Origin of the sequence: uncultured Jatrophihabitans sp., assembly GCF_964251945.1 — a bacterium.
GTDB lineage: Bacteria > Actinomycetota > Actinomycetes > Mycobacteriales > Jatrophihabitantaceae > Jatrophihabitans.
On the sequence record NZ_CAXULP010000004.1, the window covers coordinates 97,757 to 114,364 of the forward strand.

Below are 16,608 nucleotides of genomic sequence, written 5' to 3' on the forward strand. Positions count from 1 at the left end.
ACCGCGCTGAGCGCGCGGGTCGCCGTCGTGGGCGCGGGCGTCGCCGGCGCGGCCTGCGCCGCGCGGTTGCGCCGCGCTGGGCTCGAAGTGGACGTGCTCGAGCGCGGCCGCGCGCCAGGTGGCCGGCTCGCCTCTCCCGAGATCCGCAACCGACGCGTCGACCTGGGCGCTGCGTACTTCACCGTCGCCGACGAGAGCTTCCGGTCCGTCGTCGACGACTGGGCCGATCGCGGGCTCGCCCGGTCGTGGACGGACACGGTGGACGCGTTCTCGGCCGACGGCCGGCAGACCAAGCGCGGGCCGATGCGCTGGGCAGCACGAAGCGGGCTGCGCTCGCTGGTGCACGACCTGTTGCCGGACCCGGTGCTCGGCGTCGAGGTCGACGACATCGGCGCCCTGCCGCACGACGCGGTCGTGCTCGCCATGCCGGATCCGCAGGCGGCGCGGCTGGCCGGCGACACGTTCGACTGGGTGGAGTTCGAGCCGGTGATCGCCGTCGCGCTCGGCTGGGACGAGCGGTGCTGGCCGATCGCCGACGCCGCGTTCGTCAACGACGACCCGGACATCACGCTGGTCGCCGACGACGGCGCGCGTCGTGGCGACGGGGCGCCGGTGCTCGTCGCGCACACCACCGCCGAGCTCGCCCGGACGCACCTGGCTGCGCCGGACGGCGCGATCGAGCCGGTGCGCGCGGCGCTGACGCGGGTGCTCGGCGTCGGCGACGAGCCGTGGTGGACGCATGCGCATCGCTGGACGTACGCCAAGCCGGCCGGCACGCACGGCGACGAGCCGTACGGCCTGAGCGAGGCTGGCAGCCGGCCGCTCGGCGTGTGCGGCGACGCGTGGTGCCCGTCCGGCTCGCCGCGGGTCGAGGCCGCGTGGCTGTCCGGAAGCCGGCTCGGCGCCGAGCTGGCCGCCGCCCTTTCCTGATGAAAAAACCTCGCCGACACCTGGATAGTTGTCCTCGCGTCGGCGGGCGAGAGGCCGAGCAAGCGAGGACAACTCGCTGGATCGGGCAGGGCTGACGTCCGCCCCGACTACTTGCCTTTGAGCACGCCGCCCCACACCGCGTGCGCGCCCGAGTCGCCGATCCGGTACAGCTGCCAGATCGCGCCCACGGCGACGGCGACCGAGAGCACCGACAGCACCGCGGTCGCCCAGACCGGCGCCGCCGGCTGCACGGCGACCGGCTCGGTCCGAACGAGGGTGGCGGTGGCGCCGCCGCCGCCGTGGCCGCCGGCTGACCCGGCCGCGCCGCCCGGCGAACTCGACTGCGGGCGGCGCCGCCACACCAGGTCACGCCGTCGGCCCACCTGCCACACGACGGCTGCCAGGACGAACACGCCCGCCGCCCAGGGCAGCAGCTCGCCGCCGAGTTCAGCGTGCCGCTGAATGGCCTTGTTGGTGAAGCCGAGGTGGTCGCGCAAGTACTCCCCGGCATTCGCCGTCACCGGGACGAACACCAGCGCGACGAGCGCGACCGCGGGGGTGAGGAAGCCGAGTTTCGCCCGCGCGGCCGGCCACAGGGCGCTCGCCACCAGCATCAACGCGCCGAGCGGCACCAGGATCACCACGACGTGAATCAATAGGACGTGCGTCGGCAGACCGCCGATCTTGTCGAGCACGGCATCCCTCGTTTCCCTCGCCGGATGTCACCGCAGTGTCGTCGAGATAACTACGGCCGCCGTCCGTAGACAGTTCAGCACGGACGCTGAGAACCCCCTGGCTAGGGTGTGCGCCATGCCGGAAACCCCGCACGCCGACCTCGCCGGCAGGGCCCACCGCGCGCTGGAGCCGCTGCACGCGATGATCTATTTCGCGCCCGAGGCGGAGCCGGAGTACACCGCGGTCGGCCTGCGCCCCGGGCGGATGGGGTACTTCGCCAGCCGCAGCGCGGCGATGGGGCCGGTGTCCGCCGGCGTCGTGACCGCCACCTTCTACAACTTCAGCCCGGCGCTCGTCGGGCGACACATCCCGCGGGCATGGAGCCTCGCGTCCGTGGACGACATCCTCGCCGCCCGGCTGCGGGCGGTCGACGCCGCGCTGCGACGGCTGCTGGGGGCGGACACCGTCGCGTCGGCCGACGTGCGCGAGGCCGCGGAGCTCGCCCGGGCGGCGACGGCCGGACTGCCGCCGGAAGGACGGCCGTTGTTCGCCGCGCACGCCGGGCTGCCATGGCCGGACGAGCCGCACCTCGTGTTGTGGCACGCGGTCACCCTGCTGCGCGAGTTCCGCGGCGACGGCCACCTCGCCGCCCTGCTCGACGCCGGGCTCACCGGACTGCAAGCGCTGCAGACGCACACCGCGACGGGACACGGATTCACCCGCGGGGCCGCGCAGCAGCTGCGCGGCTGGACGGACGAGGAATGGGCTGACGCCGCCGAGTCGCTGCGCGCCCGCCGGCTGCTCGACGACGAGGGGCTCACCGCCGGCGGGATCGCGACGCGGGACGGGGTCGAGCGAGCCACCGATCGGATGGCCGTCGCGCCGTGGCGGACGCTGGGCGTCGAGAAGACCGCGCGGCTCGCCGAGCTCGGCAAGGGCCTCAGCCGCCAGGTCGCGGCCAACGGCGCATTCCCGTCGGGCGTGTTCGCCCGCTCCCGCTGACGTTCGATCACGTTTTCCGGCGCCGGGGACGCCGTGCGCCGGGTTGCGCGCCCCGGGGACCGGAAGACGTGATCGCGCGGCGCTAGGTGATCGTCGTCAGGGCGGCGCCCGGCAACGCCACGGTCTTGTCGCCCACGACGGTCGGCTGGTTCAGCACTGCCGTGCCGCGCAGCCCCGTCGCCTTAAGCGTCAGATGCACCGTCCCGGTATAGGTCACCGCCACCGTGCCGAGCGACCAGGTGACCGTGCGGGTCGCGGCGTCGTAGGTCGCGCCGTGATCGCCGGACACGTACGCGACGCCCGCCGGCAGCTTGTCGACGACCTTCGCGTTGGCCGAGGGCTCCGGGCCGAGGTTGCTGTAGCTGATCGTCGTGGCGAACGTTTTGCCGCTCACAACCGTCGCCGGCGCCGTGGCGGTGACCGCCACGACCGGGTCGCCCGGCGGCCGGGTGCTCGAGTCGTAGGAGAACACCTCGAGCTCGGCGGCCTTCACTGTCGGCGCATTCGGCGTCAGCAGCGGGTTGGTGGTGCTCGAGCCGGTGACGCAGTCGCTGTCGTTGAGCGGGTCGGCGTCCTGGTCGCCGTGGTAGACGGCTGCCCCTGTGCACTGGTTGTCCAGCACGATCAGCTTCACGTGCGTCGCCATCGTGTCCGGGACGTCGAACGAACGCAGCGTCAGGTCCGGCGCAAGCGGTCGCGGCAGCCCCGCGGGGAAGGCGTTCGTCGGGCTGGTGTAAATCGTCGTGAATCCGGCAGGGTTGGCGCAACCCGGGTTCGTGACGCTCGCGGTGCACGTCGCGATCGCGAAGTGGCGCAGCGCGTCGAACCGCCCGCCGGTCTGCTGGGTGAACGCGCTCACGCGCACCGACCGCACCGGCACCGGGCCCTTCGACGTGTTCGCCAGATGGACGGTGACCGACGGGTGCGAGACGTTCACGGCCGCAGCCGTCGTGTCGGTCCAGTTGGTCCCCTCGTCGTCGTCGATCAAGCCCGACACGTTCGTGCTGGTCGCGTCTCCGGTCGCGGTCGCGCCGTTGGCAGTGGACGCGAGATTGGTGATCAAATGCAGTGCCGAGGCCGTCGTGGCGCCTGCGGTGACGGTCGCCGTGAAGTACTTGATGCCCAGCCCCGCCTTGCGCACGACCAGGTGGTAGGTGCCGGGTTCGGCGGTGAAGGTGGCCACGCCGCTGCTGTTCGTAGTCGTGATCGGCGTGACGCCTGCCGAATACACGCCGACGTACAACTTCGCGCCGGCGACCTTCGGCTGACCGGGCTGGTCCATGGCGCTCACCGTGAAGCTGATCGTGCCGGCGTGCGATCCGGTCTGCCCGACGAAGCTCGGCTTCGGGTCGGTGTCGTCGGTGCCGTTGGTCGCAGCGTTCTTGCCGAAGCCGCGCTTGGCGAACGCCGTCCACAGCAGGGCCTGGTTGGCGCCCCCGAAACGCATGACGTCGGCAGCGAGGTAGCTGTCACGCGCGTCGAGCATGCTGTCCGACGCCGGCTGCAGCAGCCAGCCGTCGTACATCAGCTGCAGCCAGCGGCGGTTGCCCGGGCACTGGTCTGCGGGCAGCACCCCTTGCGCGCAGCGGACCTGCGTCGTCGTGTTCGACTCCGGGTAGCTCGCGTTGTACTTCGCGACGAACGCCTGTCGGATGTCGTAGTTGACCGCGTTCCAGACCTCGCCGTCGGCGTGCACCTCGGCCCCGGTCAGGTCGTAGCCGATGTCGCTGTAGTTCAACGGGTTGGCGTTCAGCGGGTAGTTCCGGATGCCGCGCGTCTTGTTGCCGGTGACGTAGGGGCCTTCCGCCCAAGGGTTCTCGCCGTTCTGCGGCGTGTAGCCGAACTCGTGCAGGTACTCCAGCGCGTCGAGGTCGCTCCAGCTCTCCCCCATCGAGCCCGCCTGCGCGCCGGTCAGCCCGTCGTCCGGGCCGCCGACCATCCGGTTGCTGATCAAGTGCGTGTACTCGTGGCCGAAGACCGTGGTGTCGAAGTCGCCGTCGGAGCAGGCCGCGTAGAACGAGCCGGAGATCGGCTGGAACAGGTACTGGTTGGTGATCCCGGGAATGCCGTCGTTCAGCGCGATCTGGTTGGCGTTGTCCCGGCCCTCGTAGCTGGGCGTGCCGCCGTCGACGGCGCCTGCCTGCACGTCGCCGAGCTCCGGATCGCCGCCCTGGCCGCCGTTGCCGAAGTTGGTCACCTGCGCGTTGTAGTTGTCCTCGGTGAAGCCGAGGTAGTAGGAGAAGTCGTGAAAGCGGTTGTGCCCGCTGAACAGGTTGGTGACGGACGCGTCGATGTCATTGCGGTTGGCGGTGGGCGCGAAGCTCGTCGGGTCGCACTTCGAGTCGTTCCACTGGTCGTTCCACGCGAAGGAATAGTTGCGGTCGGCCGCGATCGGGCGCTGCACGCCGCCGGGGGTCAACGGCGAGAACCACGCCTCGCCGGTGATCGCGTTGTTGCCCGCGGTCGTGAACGTCGGCAGCCCGGTGGCGACGTCGACGTCCCACGGCGAGCGGGACGCCAGGTTCTGCTCCTTGCGGTCGCAGCCAGTCTGGTTCGTGGTGACCCAGCAACCGGTCTTGCGGGTGTCGGTCGAGGAGTAGTCGAGCGACGGCGCGTTGTAGAAGTACTTCCACTTCGGCGGGTACGGCACGCTGGGTGCGCCGCCGCCGGGCGCGGCGGTGTTCGAGGACAGGAACACCCCGGATGCCGTGTACGGCGCGACGAACGGACCGGCGGGCGCTGGCGACGGGCACACCTGGACCATGTAGTCGCCGGCCGGCACGCCGCCGCTCGGCGCATAGGTCAGCTCTTCTTGCCCGACACCGGTGTCGCTGCTGGCAGCGACCACGACGCCGTTGTGCAGCAGCTTGAGCGCGATGTCGTTCGTGACGATCGTCGAGGTGGCCGCGAGGGTCAACTGCTTCGTCTGCGCGTCCACGGTTCCGCCCGGGACGGGCGCGCCGCACGCCGACGGCGTGAAGTCGGCGGTGAACTGGCTGCTCGACTGGCTTTCCTGGACCCGGTTGTAGCGCATCAAGATCGCGCCGCTGACGGCGTCCACGAATACGGTGTACGCCTGCGCGTGCGCGCTCTGCACGTCGAGCACGATCGACTCGTACGCGGGCCGCGCTGCGCCGCCGGGCGTGGGAACGGCCACGAGTCGGGCGCGCTGCGGCTGGGCAAAGCCGGTGGCGCTGAACGTCGTCCATCCGCCCGAGCTGACGGGCCGGCCGAGCGCTGTCGAGGTGACCGGCCGGCCGACGTTCGCGGCCGCCCTGAGCCAGGCCTGGGTCGCCGTCAACGTGGCTGCCGGCGGCGCCGTCTGCGGACCGGTGGCCGACGAGGACACGTAGGCCACCCGGCCGCCGGCGACGCTGACGTCGATCAGACCGTCCTGCGCGGCGGGCAGCGAGCCGTACTTCTGTCGGAACAGGACGGCGTGACCGGCGCCGCCAGCGGTCTTCTGGTCCTTCAGCAGGGGCAGCGCGGCGACGTTTGCGGCAGTCAGCCGGAACAGCGCCGCGTTGCTGCTCAGCCACGCCCGCGCGACGGACACCGCGTCGCCGCTGCGCGCGGCGCTGAGGTAGCCGCCGTACTTGATCAACGATTCGGGGGTGCCGAAGCGGTTCCACCGCGCCGCGGCGCCAAGGGCGGTGACGGCGCTGCGCTGAGCCGCCGTCGGCGCCACGCTGCCGACCCGCGCGTCGAGGTCGGAGAAGCCGATCGGCGCGCCGAGCAGGCTCAGGTTGCCCCCGCCCGCGCTCGGGCTGACCGGGGCGGCGCCGGCCGCGCCGCCACCGGCGAGCGAGGCGGCGATCCCCGCCGTCGCGATGGCGGTGACGCCGACAGCGAGCAGCCGGCGTCGGCTGCGCGGGCGGCCAAGAGACAGGCCCATGAAGGCTCCTTCAGACGTGCCGGCGCCAGGCCGGGGGACGCGGATGTGCGGGGTTGGCGCGAGGGTGCGCACGCTGCCGCGATCGGTCGATTTGTGCGCCTTTGTGGTGCGGTTCGTGCAATGGCCAGGAAGTTAGTGACTCAGGGAATTCTTGGCAAAAGCTGTCGCAGGAACTCCGTGTTACAGATACCTGGCGGTCATCAGACGCGCTGCTGCGCCGGGCCGGGACAGGCCCGCACTCAAGCGTTGCCGACGCTGCGCCGCCTGCCGGCCGTGCCTGTGCCGGGCGAGCGCGGTGGCACGCAATGTCGTGGTTGACTCAGCGTGCGCCAAGGACTGCGCTCTGGCACCACCTCGACGCATCCATCATCCTGAGCGTGCGCATCCAGCATTCGAGAGGAACCCAGATGAAGGTCGGCATCCCCCGCGAGGTCAAGAACAACGAGTTCCGGGTCGCGATCACGCCGTCCGGCGTGCAGGAGTTGGTTCGACACGGACACGACGTCGTGATCGAGCGAGACGCCGGCGTGGGCTCGGCGATAGCGGACGACGACTTCGTCGCGGCCGGCGCGCAGATCCTCGACACGGCCGACGATGTGTGGGGCTCGGCGGACTTGGTGCTCAAGGTGAAGGAGCCGATCGCCGAGGAGTACGGCCGGATGCGCAAGGACCAGGTGCTGTTCACCTACCTGCACCTGGCCGCCGACCGGCCCTGCACCGACGCGCTGCTGGCGGCCGGCACGACCGGCATCGCCTACGAGACAGTGCGGCTGCCCGACGGGGCGCTGCCGCTGCTCGCCCCGATGTCCGAGGTCGCCGGCCGTCTTGCGCCGCAGGTCGGCGCGTATCACCTGATGCGGCAGGGCGGCGGCCGCGGCACGCTGATGGGCGGCGTGCCCGGCGTCTACGCCGCGAAGGTCGTGGTGATCGGCGCGGGGGTCTCCGGCCAGAACGCCGCGGCGATCGCGCTGGGCATGCAGGCCGAGGTGCTGCTGCTGGACCGGAACGCCGCCCGGCTGCGGCAGGTGGACGCGATCTATCAGGGCCACTGCCAGACCGTCGCCTCCAACTCCTTCGAGGTGGAGCGCGCGGTGCTCGACGCCGACCTGGTGATCGGCGCGGTGCTGATCCCGGGCGCGAAGGCGCCGACGCTGATCAGCAACGAGCTGGTGTCGCGGATGAAGCCGGGCTCGGTGCTCGTCGACATCTCCATCGACCAGGGCGGCTGCTTCGAGGATTCCCGACCCACGACGCACGCCGAGCCCACATACCGCGTGCACGACTCGGTGTTCTACTGCGTCGCCAACATGCCTGGCGCCGTGCCGCACACCTCCACCTACGCGCTGACCAATGTGACGCTGCCGTACGCGATCGAGTTGGCGAACCGCGGGTGGCGCGACGCGCTGCGCCGCGACCCAGCGCTCGCCCTCGGGCTGAACACGCACGAGGGGCTGCTCGGCAACGCGCCCGTCGCCGAGGCGCACGGCTACGACGCCGTCGACCTGGCCGAGCTGATCGGCTGACCCCAACTTGTCCTCGCTACCTCGGGTCATGACCCGACGACACGCGGACAACTTGTGAACGGCGGAAGCGGCGGCGGGTACCGCGACGTCTCGCTCTGGTTCGACCAGCTGGCCGAGCCGATCACCGCGCGTCCGGCGCTGACCGGACGCCACGACGCGGACGTCGCCATTGTCGGCGCAGGCTTCACCGGGCTCTGGGCGGCGTATTACCTGCAACGCGCCGCGCCCGACCTGCGGATTGCGCTCGTCGAGGCCGAGGTCGCCGGCTTCGGCGCGTCCGGGCGTAACGGCGGCTGGTGCTCGGCGCTGTTCCCGACTACGGCGGCGACGCTCGCCCGACAGGTGGGTCGAGACGCCGCGGTCGCGCAGTACGCCGCAATGCGCGAGTCGGTCGCCGAGGTCGAGCGGGTCGCCAGCGCCGAGGGCATCGACGCCGACATCGCCCGCGGCGGGACCGTCGTCTTGGCCAGGTCGGCGGCGCAGCTCGATCGTGCTCGGGCCGAGGCCGCGGAGAGCGCGGAGTTCGGGTTGGGACTCGAGCTGCTCGGCGCCGACGAGGCCCGTGACCGGCTGGCCGCCAGCGACGTGCTGGGTGGCACGTACACGCCCCATTGCGCCGCAATCCAGCCCGCCAAGCTCGCTCGCGGCCTCGCCGCCGCCGTCGAGCACCGCGGTGCGGTGCTTTTCGAGCACAGTCGCGCGACGGCAATCGACCCACATTTGGTGCGACTGGAGCACGGCGAACTGCACGCGAAGCACGTCGTGCGCGCCACCGAGGGCTACACCGCCCGACTCGCCGGCCACCGACGGACGCTGGCGCCGGTGTATTCGCTGATCGTCGCGACAGAGCCGCTGCCGGTTGCCACCTGGGACGAGATCGGCCTGCGGAAACGCGAGACTTTCACCGATTACCGACACCTGATCGTGTACGGGCAGCGCAGTGCGGACAGTCGACTGGTGTTCGGCGGCCGCGGCGCCCCCTATCATCTCGGCTCGCGAATCGAGGCCCGGTACGATCGGGTGCCCGATGTCTTCGCCGCACTGGAGCAGACGATCGGAGAGCTCCTCCCTATCCTCAAGTCAGTACGAATTACGCATCGTTGGGGCGGCCCGCTCGGCATCGCTCGCGATTGGCACGCGTCCGTCGGCCTGGACCGCTCGAGCGGTCTGGCCTGGGCCGGCGGCTACGTGGGTGACGGCGTGTCGACGACAAACCTCGCCGGCCGGACACTCGCCGACTTGATTACCGAGGCGGATTCCGAGCTGTTGCGGCTGCCATGGGTGGGACACCGCTCCCGGCGCTGGGAACCGGAGCCGCTGCGCTGGCTCGGCGCCAACCTCGGGTTGCAGGCGATGATGTGGGCCGACGCCGCCGAGCAGCGCTCCGGCCGGCCGGCGCGGTCCGCCGCGCTCGTCAACGCCATCATGGGCCGATGAGCGACGCTTGCGGAGCGAATCAACGACATCATTCGCGCGTGAGCGCGTATTGGTCCGCCGACAGGCCCGAGCTTGCGGGTGGCCTTGAGGAGGATCGATGACCCGACCGTCGACGAGCCGCAGATGAGCGAGCGCACGCGTATCACCCGACTGCGCGAGAAGGGCAGCACCGACCGCGCGCAGCTGGACGCCCTGCTCGACGACGCCCGGGTGGGCCATTTCGCGATTGCGGCAGACGACGCCGGCCCCGATCGAGCGGACCGCGCGCCGGTCGTGCTGCCGACGGCGATCACTCGCGATGGCGACCGGGTGCTGGCGCACGGGTCCACCGGCTCGCGGTGGATGCGCGCGTTGGCGCAGGGCGCGCCGACCTGTCTCGCCGTCACCGAACTGGACGGGCTCGTGGTCGCGCGCTCGGCGTTCGAGAGTTCGCTGCACTATCGCAGCGCGGTGCTGTTCGGCAGGTGCGTCGTGGTCCCGGCCGCGGAGAAGACCCGTGCGCTCGACCTGATCACCGAGGCGCTGTTGCCCGGGCGCACCGCAGAGGTACGCCGGCCGACCGGACGAGAGCTGGACGCGACGCTCGTGCTCGCGCTGCCGATCGTCGAATGGTCACTGAAGATCTCCGCGGGCTGGCCGGAGGATCCGGCCGAGGACGTCGCCGGGCCGGCCTGGGCAGGCGTCGTCCCCATTCGCGGCGGCTACGGCGATCCGCAGCCCGCGCCGGACCTGCAGACCGGGCGCACGGTGCCCGAATCGGTTCGCCGCCTGCCGCTCGACGCCAAATCGCGCTAGGTTAGGCATGCCTAACATACGGAGGACGCGATGGCGGTCACGAGCAGCCTCGGCGACCACGCGCTGGCCCGGCACGCCCGGCAGGCGCTGACGAGCGCGAGCGCGGCGACGTTGTACGTGGGCGCGTCCGCCGGTGGCCGCTCTTCAGCAGGTGACAGTTGCCCGGGTAGCGGATCGGTCGCCGACGTCGTGCTCTACGAGGACTCGGGCCTTCCCCGACTGCTGTGCGAACCGACCTCGTCGGTCGCGCGGGCGGCCGGCGAGTCGCGCCAGGCAGCGCTCGGCGTGCGGTGCTGCCAGCGTCCTGGCTGCCCGCGGACCGTCATGTTCGCCGGCGCGCTCGTCGTGGTCGGTTGCGAGGACGTCGACGGCGAGCCAGTACGCGTCGTCGGCCTGGAACTACGCCGCGTGGCGATCTTGCGCGCGGGGGTGGCGCCGCTCGTCGTGCCACTCGCGACCTACCTGGAGTCAGCCGACGGCGACGGGCTCCTCGACGTCGCGGCGGCCCTCGTCGAGCACGCCAACAGCCAACACGCCGCCTCACTACGCGCGGCGGCAGCCCGCCTCGCCGGCGCCTCGCCGGCAGCAGTGGCCGCCGCGCGGCTCGAGCACCTCGACGCCGCCGGGCTCGAGATCGGCTGGGTGACCCTCGCCGGCGCGCATCGCGCGCACGTCAAGTTCGATCGACCGGCGACCGACCCGCAGTCGCTCGCCGCCCAGTTGCGGACGACGCTGACCGGTCAGCGCGGAGCAGACGCGCGATAACGCAGGCCGTCCATCAGCAGGTCGACGAGCCGCGCTGTCCGGTCGTTCCAGCCCGGCGTGTCGGCGGCCATGCAAATGCCGCTCATCGCACGCAGCAGGTCGTCCGGGTCGACGTCGTCGCGAATGGCGCCTGCCGCGACAGCTGCCGAGACCAGCGTTCCGATCGCGTGCCGGATCTGCCGGTGCGACTCGGCGAACAACTCGCTGTCCGCGCCGAGCAGGGCCTTCAGCGCCATCGCCATGCCGCGCTTGCGCGCCACGTAGCCGGCGAAGTCGCGCATCCAGGACGCCAGCGCCTCGTCTGGCCGTCGACCGGCGAGCTGGTCGTCCACGCCGGCGCACAGCATCCGGACCTCGCGCCGGTAAACGGCTTCGACCAGCGCGTCCCGCGTCGGGAAGTGCCGATAGAGCGTGCCGATGCCGACGCCGGCCCGCCGGGCGATCTCGTCGAGCGGCGCCTCGATGCCGCGGTCGCCGAACAGCTCGCCGGCAGCCTCGACCAACTGATCGCGGTTGCGCTGGGCGTCGGCGCGCAAAGCCCGCGGCGCGCTGGTCGCCGTGTCCGACACGCCGCGCCTCCGCATCCCGAATCCTAGTTGCTAACCGGAGGGACCCTCCGGTAGCTTCCTATCCGGAGGTACCTTCCGCTTACCGCCACGCTACTACGAGTGACGAGGTTCTGCCCGTGTCAGTCCAGTCTCCGCCCCGAACGCTCGCCGCGCGTCTCGGCTCGCCGTTGGCCGCTCTGCGGACCGGGCGCGAACGCCCCAGCGCCCCCACCGGGCTCATCCTCGCCCTCATCCTCACCTGCCAGCTGATGGTCGTGCTCGACGCGACGATCGTCAACATCGCCCTGCAGGACATCAAGACCAGCCTCGGCTTCTCCTCTGCTGGCCTGTCGTGGGTCGTCAACGCCTACACCCTCACCTTCGGCGGCTTACTGCTGCTGGGCGCGCGCGCCGGCGACCTGCTCGGCCGGCGACGCGTCTTCCTCGGCGGCATCGCGCTGTTCACCCTCGCCTCGCTTGCCGGCGGCTTCGCCGCCAACCCAGCCCAGCTGCTGATCGCCAGGGCGTTCCAGGGCGTGGGCGGGGCGCTCGCCTCGCCTTCCGCGCTCGCCCTGCTGATGACGATGTTCCCGGGCCAGCGTGAGCGCACCCGGGCCATCGGCCTCTACACGGCAGTGTCGATCGGCGGCAGCGCACTCGGCCTGATCGCCGGCGGAATGCTGTCGGAGTGGGCCTCCTGGCGCTGGGTGCTGTTCGTCAACGTGCCGATCGGTCTGGTGCTGCTGGCCCTCGCCCGGCCGACACTGCCCGAGACGCCGCGACAGACCGGCCGCTTCGACCTCGCCGGCGCGCTGACCTCGACGCTCGGCATGACGGCGCTGGTCTACGGCTTCGTGCACGCGGCGACCGCAGGCTGGAGCGGCAGGGAGACGATCGCGTCGTTCGTCCTGGGCTTCCTGCTGCTGACGGCGTTCGTGCTGGTCGAGCTGCGCGCCGAGGCGCCGATCACTCCCCTGCGGCTGTTCGCCGACCGCAACCGGGCGAGCTCCTACGTCGCGCGGCTGCTGCTCGTCGCCGGCATGATGGGCATGTTCTTCTTCTTGACACAGTTCCTGCGCGGCGTCCTCGGCTACAGCGACCTGGTGACCGGCTTCGCGTTCGTGCCGCTCACGGCGATGGTGTTCACCGCCTCGCAGGTGTCCGCCCGGTGGCTCGTCGACCTCGTCGGCGCCCACCGGCTGATGATCATCGGCATCGCCTTCTCGACGCTCGGGATGCTGTGGCTCACCCAGCTCGGCGAGCACAGCGGCTACGCCTCGCTGGTCTGCCCGCTGCTGATTTTCGGGCTGGGCAACGGGCTCGCGTTCGTGCCCTTGACGACGGCCGCCCTGGACGGCGTCGAGGCTCGCGACGCCGGCGCGGCGTCCGGCATGGTCAACGTGATGCAGCAGCTCGGCGGCTCGCTGGGCCTCGCGGTGCTCGTCACAGTGTTCGGCAGCGCGAGCACCAGTGCCGCGCGCGACGTGCCGGCCGGCCTGAGCAAGGCGGAGGCGGCGCGCCGGATCTACGTGACGGCCGCCGACCACGCCTTCTGGGCGGCGACGATCTTCCTCGCCGGCACGTTGCTGCTCGTCGCGTTCGCGATCAAGACCCGCCGCCCGGAGGCGTCCGCGGCGCGCGGCTGACCTCCGCGACGCCAACCTCCGCGCCAACCTCCGCGCCAACCTCGGCGTCAACCGCGCCGACCGTGCCAACCGGGCCAGCCGGCTCGGCGCGCTGCCGGCGGACCTCCTCGACGATCGTGTCCAGGCTGTTGGTGATCCGATCGGCGGCGTCGAGCAGCGTGAGCCCGGTGTCGGCGCCGCCGACTTGATCCGGCGCGGCGTTGACCGCCTCGGCCAGCGCGTCATACGCCGGGCGGGCTGAGCGCGGCGGGTCAGCCGGCCGGGCGCCGGCCACCAGGGCCCGCGCCGCCGCGAGCTGGGCCAGCGCCGCGTCGGCGAACCCGCCCAGCTCCGCGACGCCGCCGGCCGCCCGGATCGTGCCGCGCAGGGCATCGAGGGTGAGCGTCGCCCGCACGAACCGGTGCGAGTGGGCGAGCACGGCGCGGCCCAACTGGACCTCGCGCTCCGATCTCACCGGTTCGGCCGCGGCCCGGTCTACCGAGGCCTGCGCGTTGGTGCGCGCGAGCCGGGCCGACGCGCGTGCGCGCTGCAGCGTCAGCCGGTCCGCGGACGGGTCGGCGACCGCAGCCAGGTAGTCGCGGTACGCGTCTAACAGCGCCGCCAGGCGAGCAGGGACGAACTGCCGTTCCCACGCCGGCAGCAGCAGTGCGGCCAGCACCGCCAGCGCCCCGCCGCACGCGGTCGCGACCGCGCGGCTCACCTCCGTCGTGTGCGCCGGCACGCCGTTCAACTCGAGCAGCACGACCACCAGTCCGGACAGCCCGATCGCCGACAACGCGATATTGCCCGGGCCGGCCAGCCGCATCGAGAACGCGAAGACGGCGACCAGCGCCACCGGCCACCAGCCGCCGGCCGGCAGCACCCGCACCAGCTCGGTGGCCAGCACCAGGCCGACGATCGTCCCGACCGTCCGCATCGCCGCGCGCTGGACGGTTGCGCCGAAGTCCGGGCGCAGCACCACCAGCACGGTGAGCGGCACCCAGTAGCCGCGGGACACCTCGGCGAGGCGCACGACGAGGTCCGAGCCGGCGAGCAGCGCGGCGAGCCGCAACGCGTGCCGGAACACCGCTGACCGCCAGGTCAGATTGGCCCGCAGCGCCGCCAGCGGGGTCCGCACCAGGTCCGCGGCGCTGGTCGCCGGCGCCTCGACGTCGCGTCCCTCGCTCGCGCCGGCCCGGGTGCTGGCGACGGCCGCGCGCAGCTGCCCGTACAGCGCCTGCACCCGAGCCGCCGCCGCTCGGCGCGTCGGCTCGGCCGGCGCCCCGCTCGCCTGCGCCAGCCGGCGAGCGGTGCTGTCGGCCTGCCGGCCGGCCTGCTCGAGCCCGTCCTCGCGTGCTGGCTCACCGGCCTCGAGCGACGTGGCGACGTCGTCGAGCACGCCCGCGGCCGCGCTCAGCGAGGCGCGGACGAGGCCGGCGAGGATCGGGTTGCCGGACCCGGCGAGCCGCTCCACGAGCCCGCCCAGCAGCACGATCTCGCGGCGGATCCGTTCGGCTTCGTCGAGCAGCACCCGGTAGGCCTCGACGCTCGGGCCGTGGTCGTGGCCCAGCCCGTACAGCGTCTGCCGGACGGTGGTGACGGTGCTGGTGGCCGGCGGGCCGACGCCGCTGCCCTCGAGCAGCCGGGCGGCCGAGGCCAGCTCGCGGTACAACCCGGCGAGCGCCGCCCGCTCGGGCCGGTGCCGGCGCAGCGGCCAGGACGCGACGGCGAGCAGCGTCTGACCGGCGCCGCCCGCCATCACCTGCAGCCCGACGTGCCAGGCGACGTCGGGGGCCTGTTGCAGGTGGCCGAGCAGCAGCGCCGCGGCGACGCCGGCGATGCCCACCTGGGTCGCGCTCGGACCGCCGACGAGCAGCAGCCCCGCGACGAACGCGAGCACGAGCAGCAGCAGCACCGACGCAGCGTCGCTGCCCGAGGCGACGACGGCGAGGGCGCTCGTCACCCCGGCCGCGAACGCGGTGCCGAGCATCCGCAGGATCCGCAGTCGGTATGGCCCCGGCCGATCGGCGAACGCGGTCTGCAACGCGCCGATGGTCGCCGCGAGGCCGAGCCCGATGTTGCCGGCGAGGACGCCGATCGCGAGCGGCGCGGCGACGCCGACGGCATTGCGCGCGGCGACCACCGGGTCGGACTGCGTCCGGTCCACGCGGGCTGCGTCGCGCAGCAGCGCGAACAGCGCCGCGCGGCGTGTCGTGCCGGGCGCTGGGACGGTGCTCACCGTTTGGGCGCTCATCGCCGACGGCTCAGCCGGAGGCGGCCAATTGGCCGCAGGCGCCGTCGATGTCGCGGCCGCGGGTGTCGCGGACGGTGACCGGCACGCCTCGCACGCGCAGTCGCCGGACGAATTCGCGTTCGACCGGCTTAGCCGAGGCGTCCCACTGCGAACCGGGCGTCGGGTTCAGCGGGATCAGATTGACGTGCGCGAGCCGCGGCGCGAGCAGGTCGCCGAGCAGATCCGCGCGTTCCGGCTGGTCGTTGACGTCGCGGATCATCGCGTACTCGACGGAGTACCGGCGGCCGGTCTGAGCGGCATACGCGTCAGCCGCAGCTAACACCTCGCCCACGGGCCACCGGTTGTTCACCGGCACGAGGGTGTTGCGCAGCTCGTCGTCCGGGGCGTGCAGCGACACCGCGAGCGTGACATCGAGGCGTTCGGCGGCCAGCTGTCGGATCGCCGGGACGAGCCCGACGGTCGAGACGGTGATGGACCGCCGGGAGAGCCCGAGCCCGGCAGGTGGCGTGTCGATCAGCCGGCGCAGGGCGGCCACCACCCGCGGGTAGTTGGCGAGCGGTTCGCCCATGCCCATGAACACCACGTTCGACAGCCGCCGCGGCCCGCCGCCGAGCGCGCCGTCCGCGGCGACCCGGGCGGCGGCGCGGACCTGTTCGACGATCTCGCCGGTGGACAGGTTGCGGGTGAGCCCCGCCTGCCCCGTCGCGCAGAACGGGCAGGCCATGCCGCAGCCGGCCTGGCTGGACACGCAGACCGTGACCCGCTCGCGGGCGTCGCCGGCCGCGGGGTAGCGCATCGCGACGCTCTCGACGAGGGCGCCGTCGTGCAGGCGCCACAGCGTCTTGCGGGTGGTGTCGGCGTCGGTCGTCAGCGAACGCACCTCGGCGAGCAGGGCCGGCAGCAGCGCCGGGCCGGCTGCCGCACGCACCGCGGCCGGCAGGTCGGTCATCGCCTGGACGTCGGACTCGAGCCGGCCGAAGTACTGCCGGGCGAGCTGGTCGGCGCGAAACGCCGGCAGCCCGAGCTCGACCACCGCCGCGCGCAGCTCGGCCGGATCGAGGTCGGCGAGGTGCCGAGGCGGACGGGCGCGCCGCGGGGCGTCGAAAACGAGCGGGAGGGCGGTCATGGCGCTGCCGATTGTCCCAGAAAAGGCGAGCGG

At 72.5% G+C, this 16,608-nt stretch carries 12 protein-coding genes; 7 read left to right on the top strand and 5 right to left on the bottom strand.

Features of this window, described 5'->3' with window-relative positions:
- Positions 1–27: 27 nt before the first annotated feature.
- On the top strand, positions 28–930 hold the full coding sequence (locus tag ACFFBG_RS10445) for an NAD(P)/FAD-dependent oxidoreductase (protein ID WP_375478349.1): 903 nt from the start codon (positions 28–30) through the stop codon (positions 928–930).
- Positions 931–1,037: 107 nt separating this feature from the next.
- On the opposite strand, the gene ACFFBG_RS10450 is transcribed toward ACFFBG_RS10445, so the two are convergent.
- Entirely contained in the window at positions 1,038–1,625 is a 588-nt protein-coding gene (locus ACFFBG_RS10450) for a hypothetical protein (protein WP_375478351.1), read from the bottom strand.
- A 115-nt stretch (positions 1,626–1,740) separates the two neighbouring features.
- Between ACFFBG_RS10450 and ACFFBG_RS10455 the strand changes: the two genes are divergently transcribed.
- Entirely contained in the window at positions 1,741–2,607 is an 867-nt protein-coding gene (locus tag ACFFBG_RS10455) for a hypothetical protein (RefSeq protein WP_375478352.1), read from the top strand.
- Between the two features lie 82 nt (positions 2,608–2,689).
- On the opposite strand, the gene ACFFBG_RS10460 is transcribed toward ACFFBG_RS10455, so the two are convergent.
- Positions 2,690–6,502: a M36 family metallopeptidase gene (locus ACFFBG_RS10460; RefSeq protein WP_375478354.1), complete on the bottom strand. Its 3,813-nt coding sequence runs from the start codon at positions 6,500–6,502 to the stop codon at positions 2,690–2,692.
- Positions 6,503–6,909: 407 nt separating this feature from the next.
- Here ACFFBG_RS10460 and ald point away from each other — a divergent pair, with 407 nt between their 5' ends.
- The 4 genes from ald to ACFFBG_RS10480 all read left to right on the top strand — a co-directional run bounded on the left by ald (position 6,910) and on the right by ACFFBG_RS10480 (position 11,022).
- Positions 6,910–8,025, top strand: coding sequence for an alanine dehydrogenase (ald, locus tag ACFFBG_RS10465; RefSeq protein WP_375478720.1), 1,116 nt, complete (start codon positions 6,910–6,912; stop codon positions 8,023–8,025).
- A gap of 54 nt (positions 8,026–8,079) precedes the next feature.
- Positions 8,080–9,462: an NAD(P)/FAD-dependent oxidoreductase gene (locus ACFFBG_RS10470; protein ID WP_375478356.1), complete on the top strand. Its 1,383-nt coding sequence runs from the start codon at positions 8,080–8,082 to the stop codon at positions 9,460–9,462.
- A 123-nt stretch (positions 9,463–9,585) separates the two neighbouring features.
- A complete protein-coding gene (locus ACFFBG_RS10475; protein WP_375478358.1) occupies positions 9,586–10,257 on the top strand; it encodes a pyridoxamine 5'-phosphate oxidase family protein in 672 nt (223 codons plus the stop codon).
- Positions 10,258–10,287: 30 nt separating this feature from the next.
- Positions 10,288–11,022, top strand: coding sequence for a DUF2470 domain-containing protein (locus ACFFBG_RS10480; RefSeq protein WP_375478360.1), 735 nt, complete (start codon positions 10,288–10,290; stop codon positions 11,020–11,022).
- Here ACFFBG_RS10480 and ACFFBG_RS10485 read toward each other — a convergent pair.
- Entirely contained in the window at positions 10,998–11,591 is a 594-nt protein-coding gene (locus ACFFBG_RS10485; RefSeq protein ID WP_375478362.1) for a TetR/AcrR family transcriptional regulator, read from the bottom strand. The two genes, ACFFBG_RS10480 and ACFFBG_RS10485, sit on opposite strands and share 25 nt — an antisense overlap.
- 116 nt (positions 11,592–11,707) lie before the next feature.
- Between ACFFBG_RS10485 and ACFFBG_RS10490 the strand changes: the two genes are divergently transcribed.
- A complete protein-coding gene (locus ACFFBG_RS10490) occupies positions 11,708–13,216 on the top strand; it encodes an MFS transporter (RefSeq protein ID WP_375478364.1) in 1,509 nt (502 codons plus the stop codon).
- On the opposite strand, the gene ACFFBG_RS10495 is transcribed toward ACFFBG_RS10490, so the two are convergent.
- Positions 13,176–15,434 (bottom strand): FUSC family protein, encoded by a 2,259-nt coding sequence (locus ACFFBG_RS10495; RefSeq protein ID WP_375478366.1) that lies wholly within the window; start codon positions 15,432–15,434, stop codon positions 13,176–13,178. The two genes, ACFFBG_RS10490 and ACFFBG_RS10495, sit on opposite strands and share 41 nt — an antisense overlap.
- Positions 15,435–15,459: 25 nt before the next feature.
- A complete protein-coding gene (gene rlmN / locus ACFFBG_RS10500) occupies positions 15,460–16,575 on the bottom strand; it encodes a 23S rRNA (adenine(2503)-C(2))-methyltransferase RlmN (protein WP_375478368.1) in 1,116 nt (371 codons plus the stop codon).
- Positions 16,576–16,608 lie beyond the last annotated feature (33 nt).

Bases quoted from the DNA above. Each gene is read 5' to 3' on its own strand.
- ald (WP_375478720.1), top strand. From the start codon at position 6,910: ATGAAGGTCGGCATCCCCCGCGAGGTCAAGAACAACGAGTTCCGGGTC.
- ACFFBG_RS10480 (WP_375478360.1), top strand. From the start codon at position 10,288: ATGGCGGTCACGAGCAGCCTCGGCGACCACGCGCTGGCCCGGCACGCC.
- ACFFBG_RS10455 (WP_375478352.1), top strand. From the start codon at position 1,741: ATGCCGGAAACCCCGCACGCCGACCTCGCCGGCAGGGCCCACCGCGCG.
- ACFFBG_RS10475 (WP_375478358.1), top strand. From the start codon at position 9,586: ATGAGCGAGCGCACGCGTATCACCCGACTGCGCGAGAAGGGCAGCACC.
- ACFFBG_RS10460 (WP_375478354.1), bottom strand. From the start codon at position 6,502: ATGGGCCTGTCTCTTGGCCGCCCGCGCAGCCGACGCCGGCTGCTCGCT.
- rlmN (WP_375478368.1), bottom strand. From the start codon at position 16,575: ATGACCGCCCTCCCGCTCGTTTTCGACGCCCCGCGGCGCGCCCGTCCG.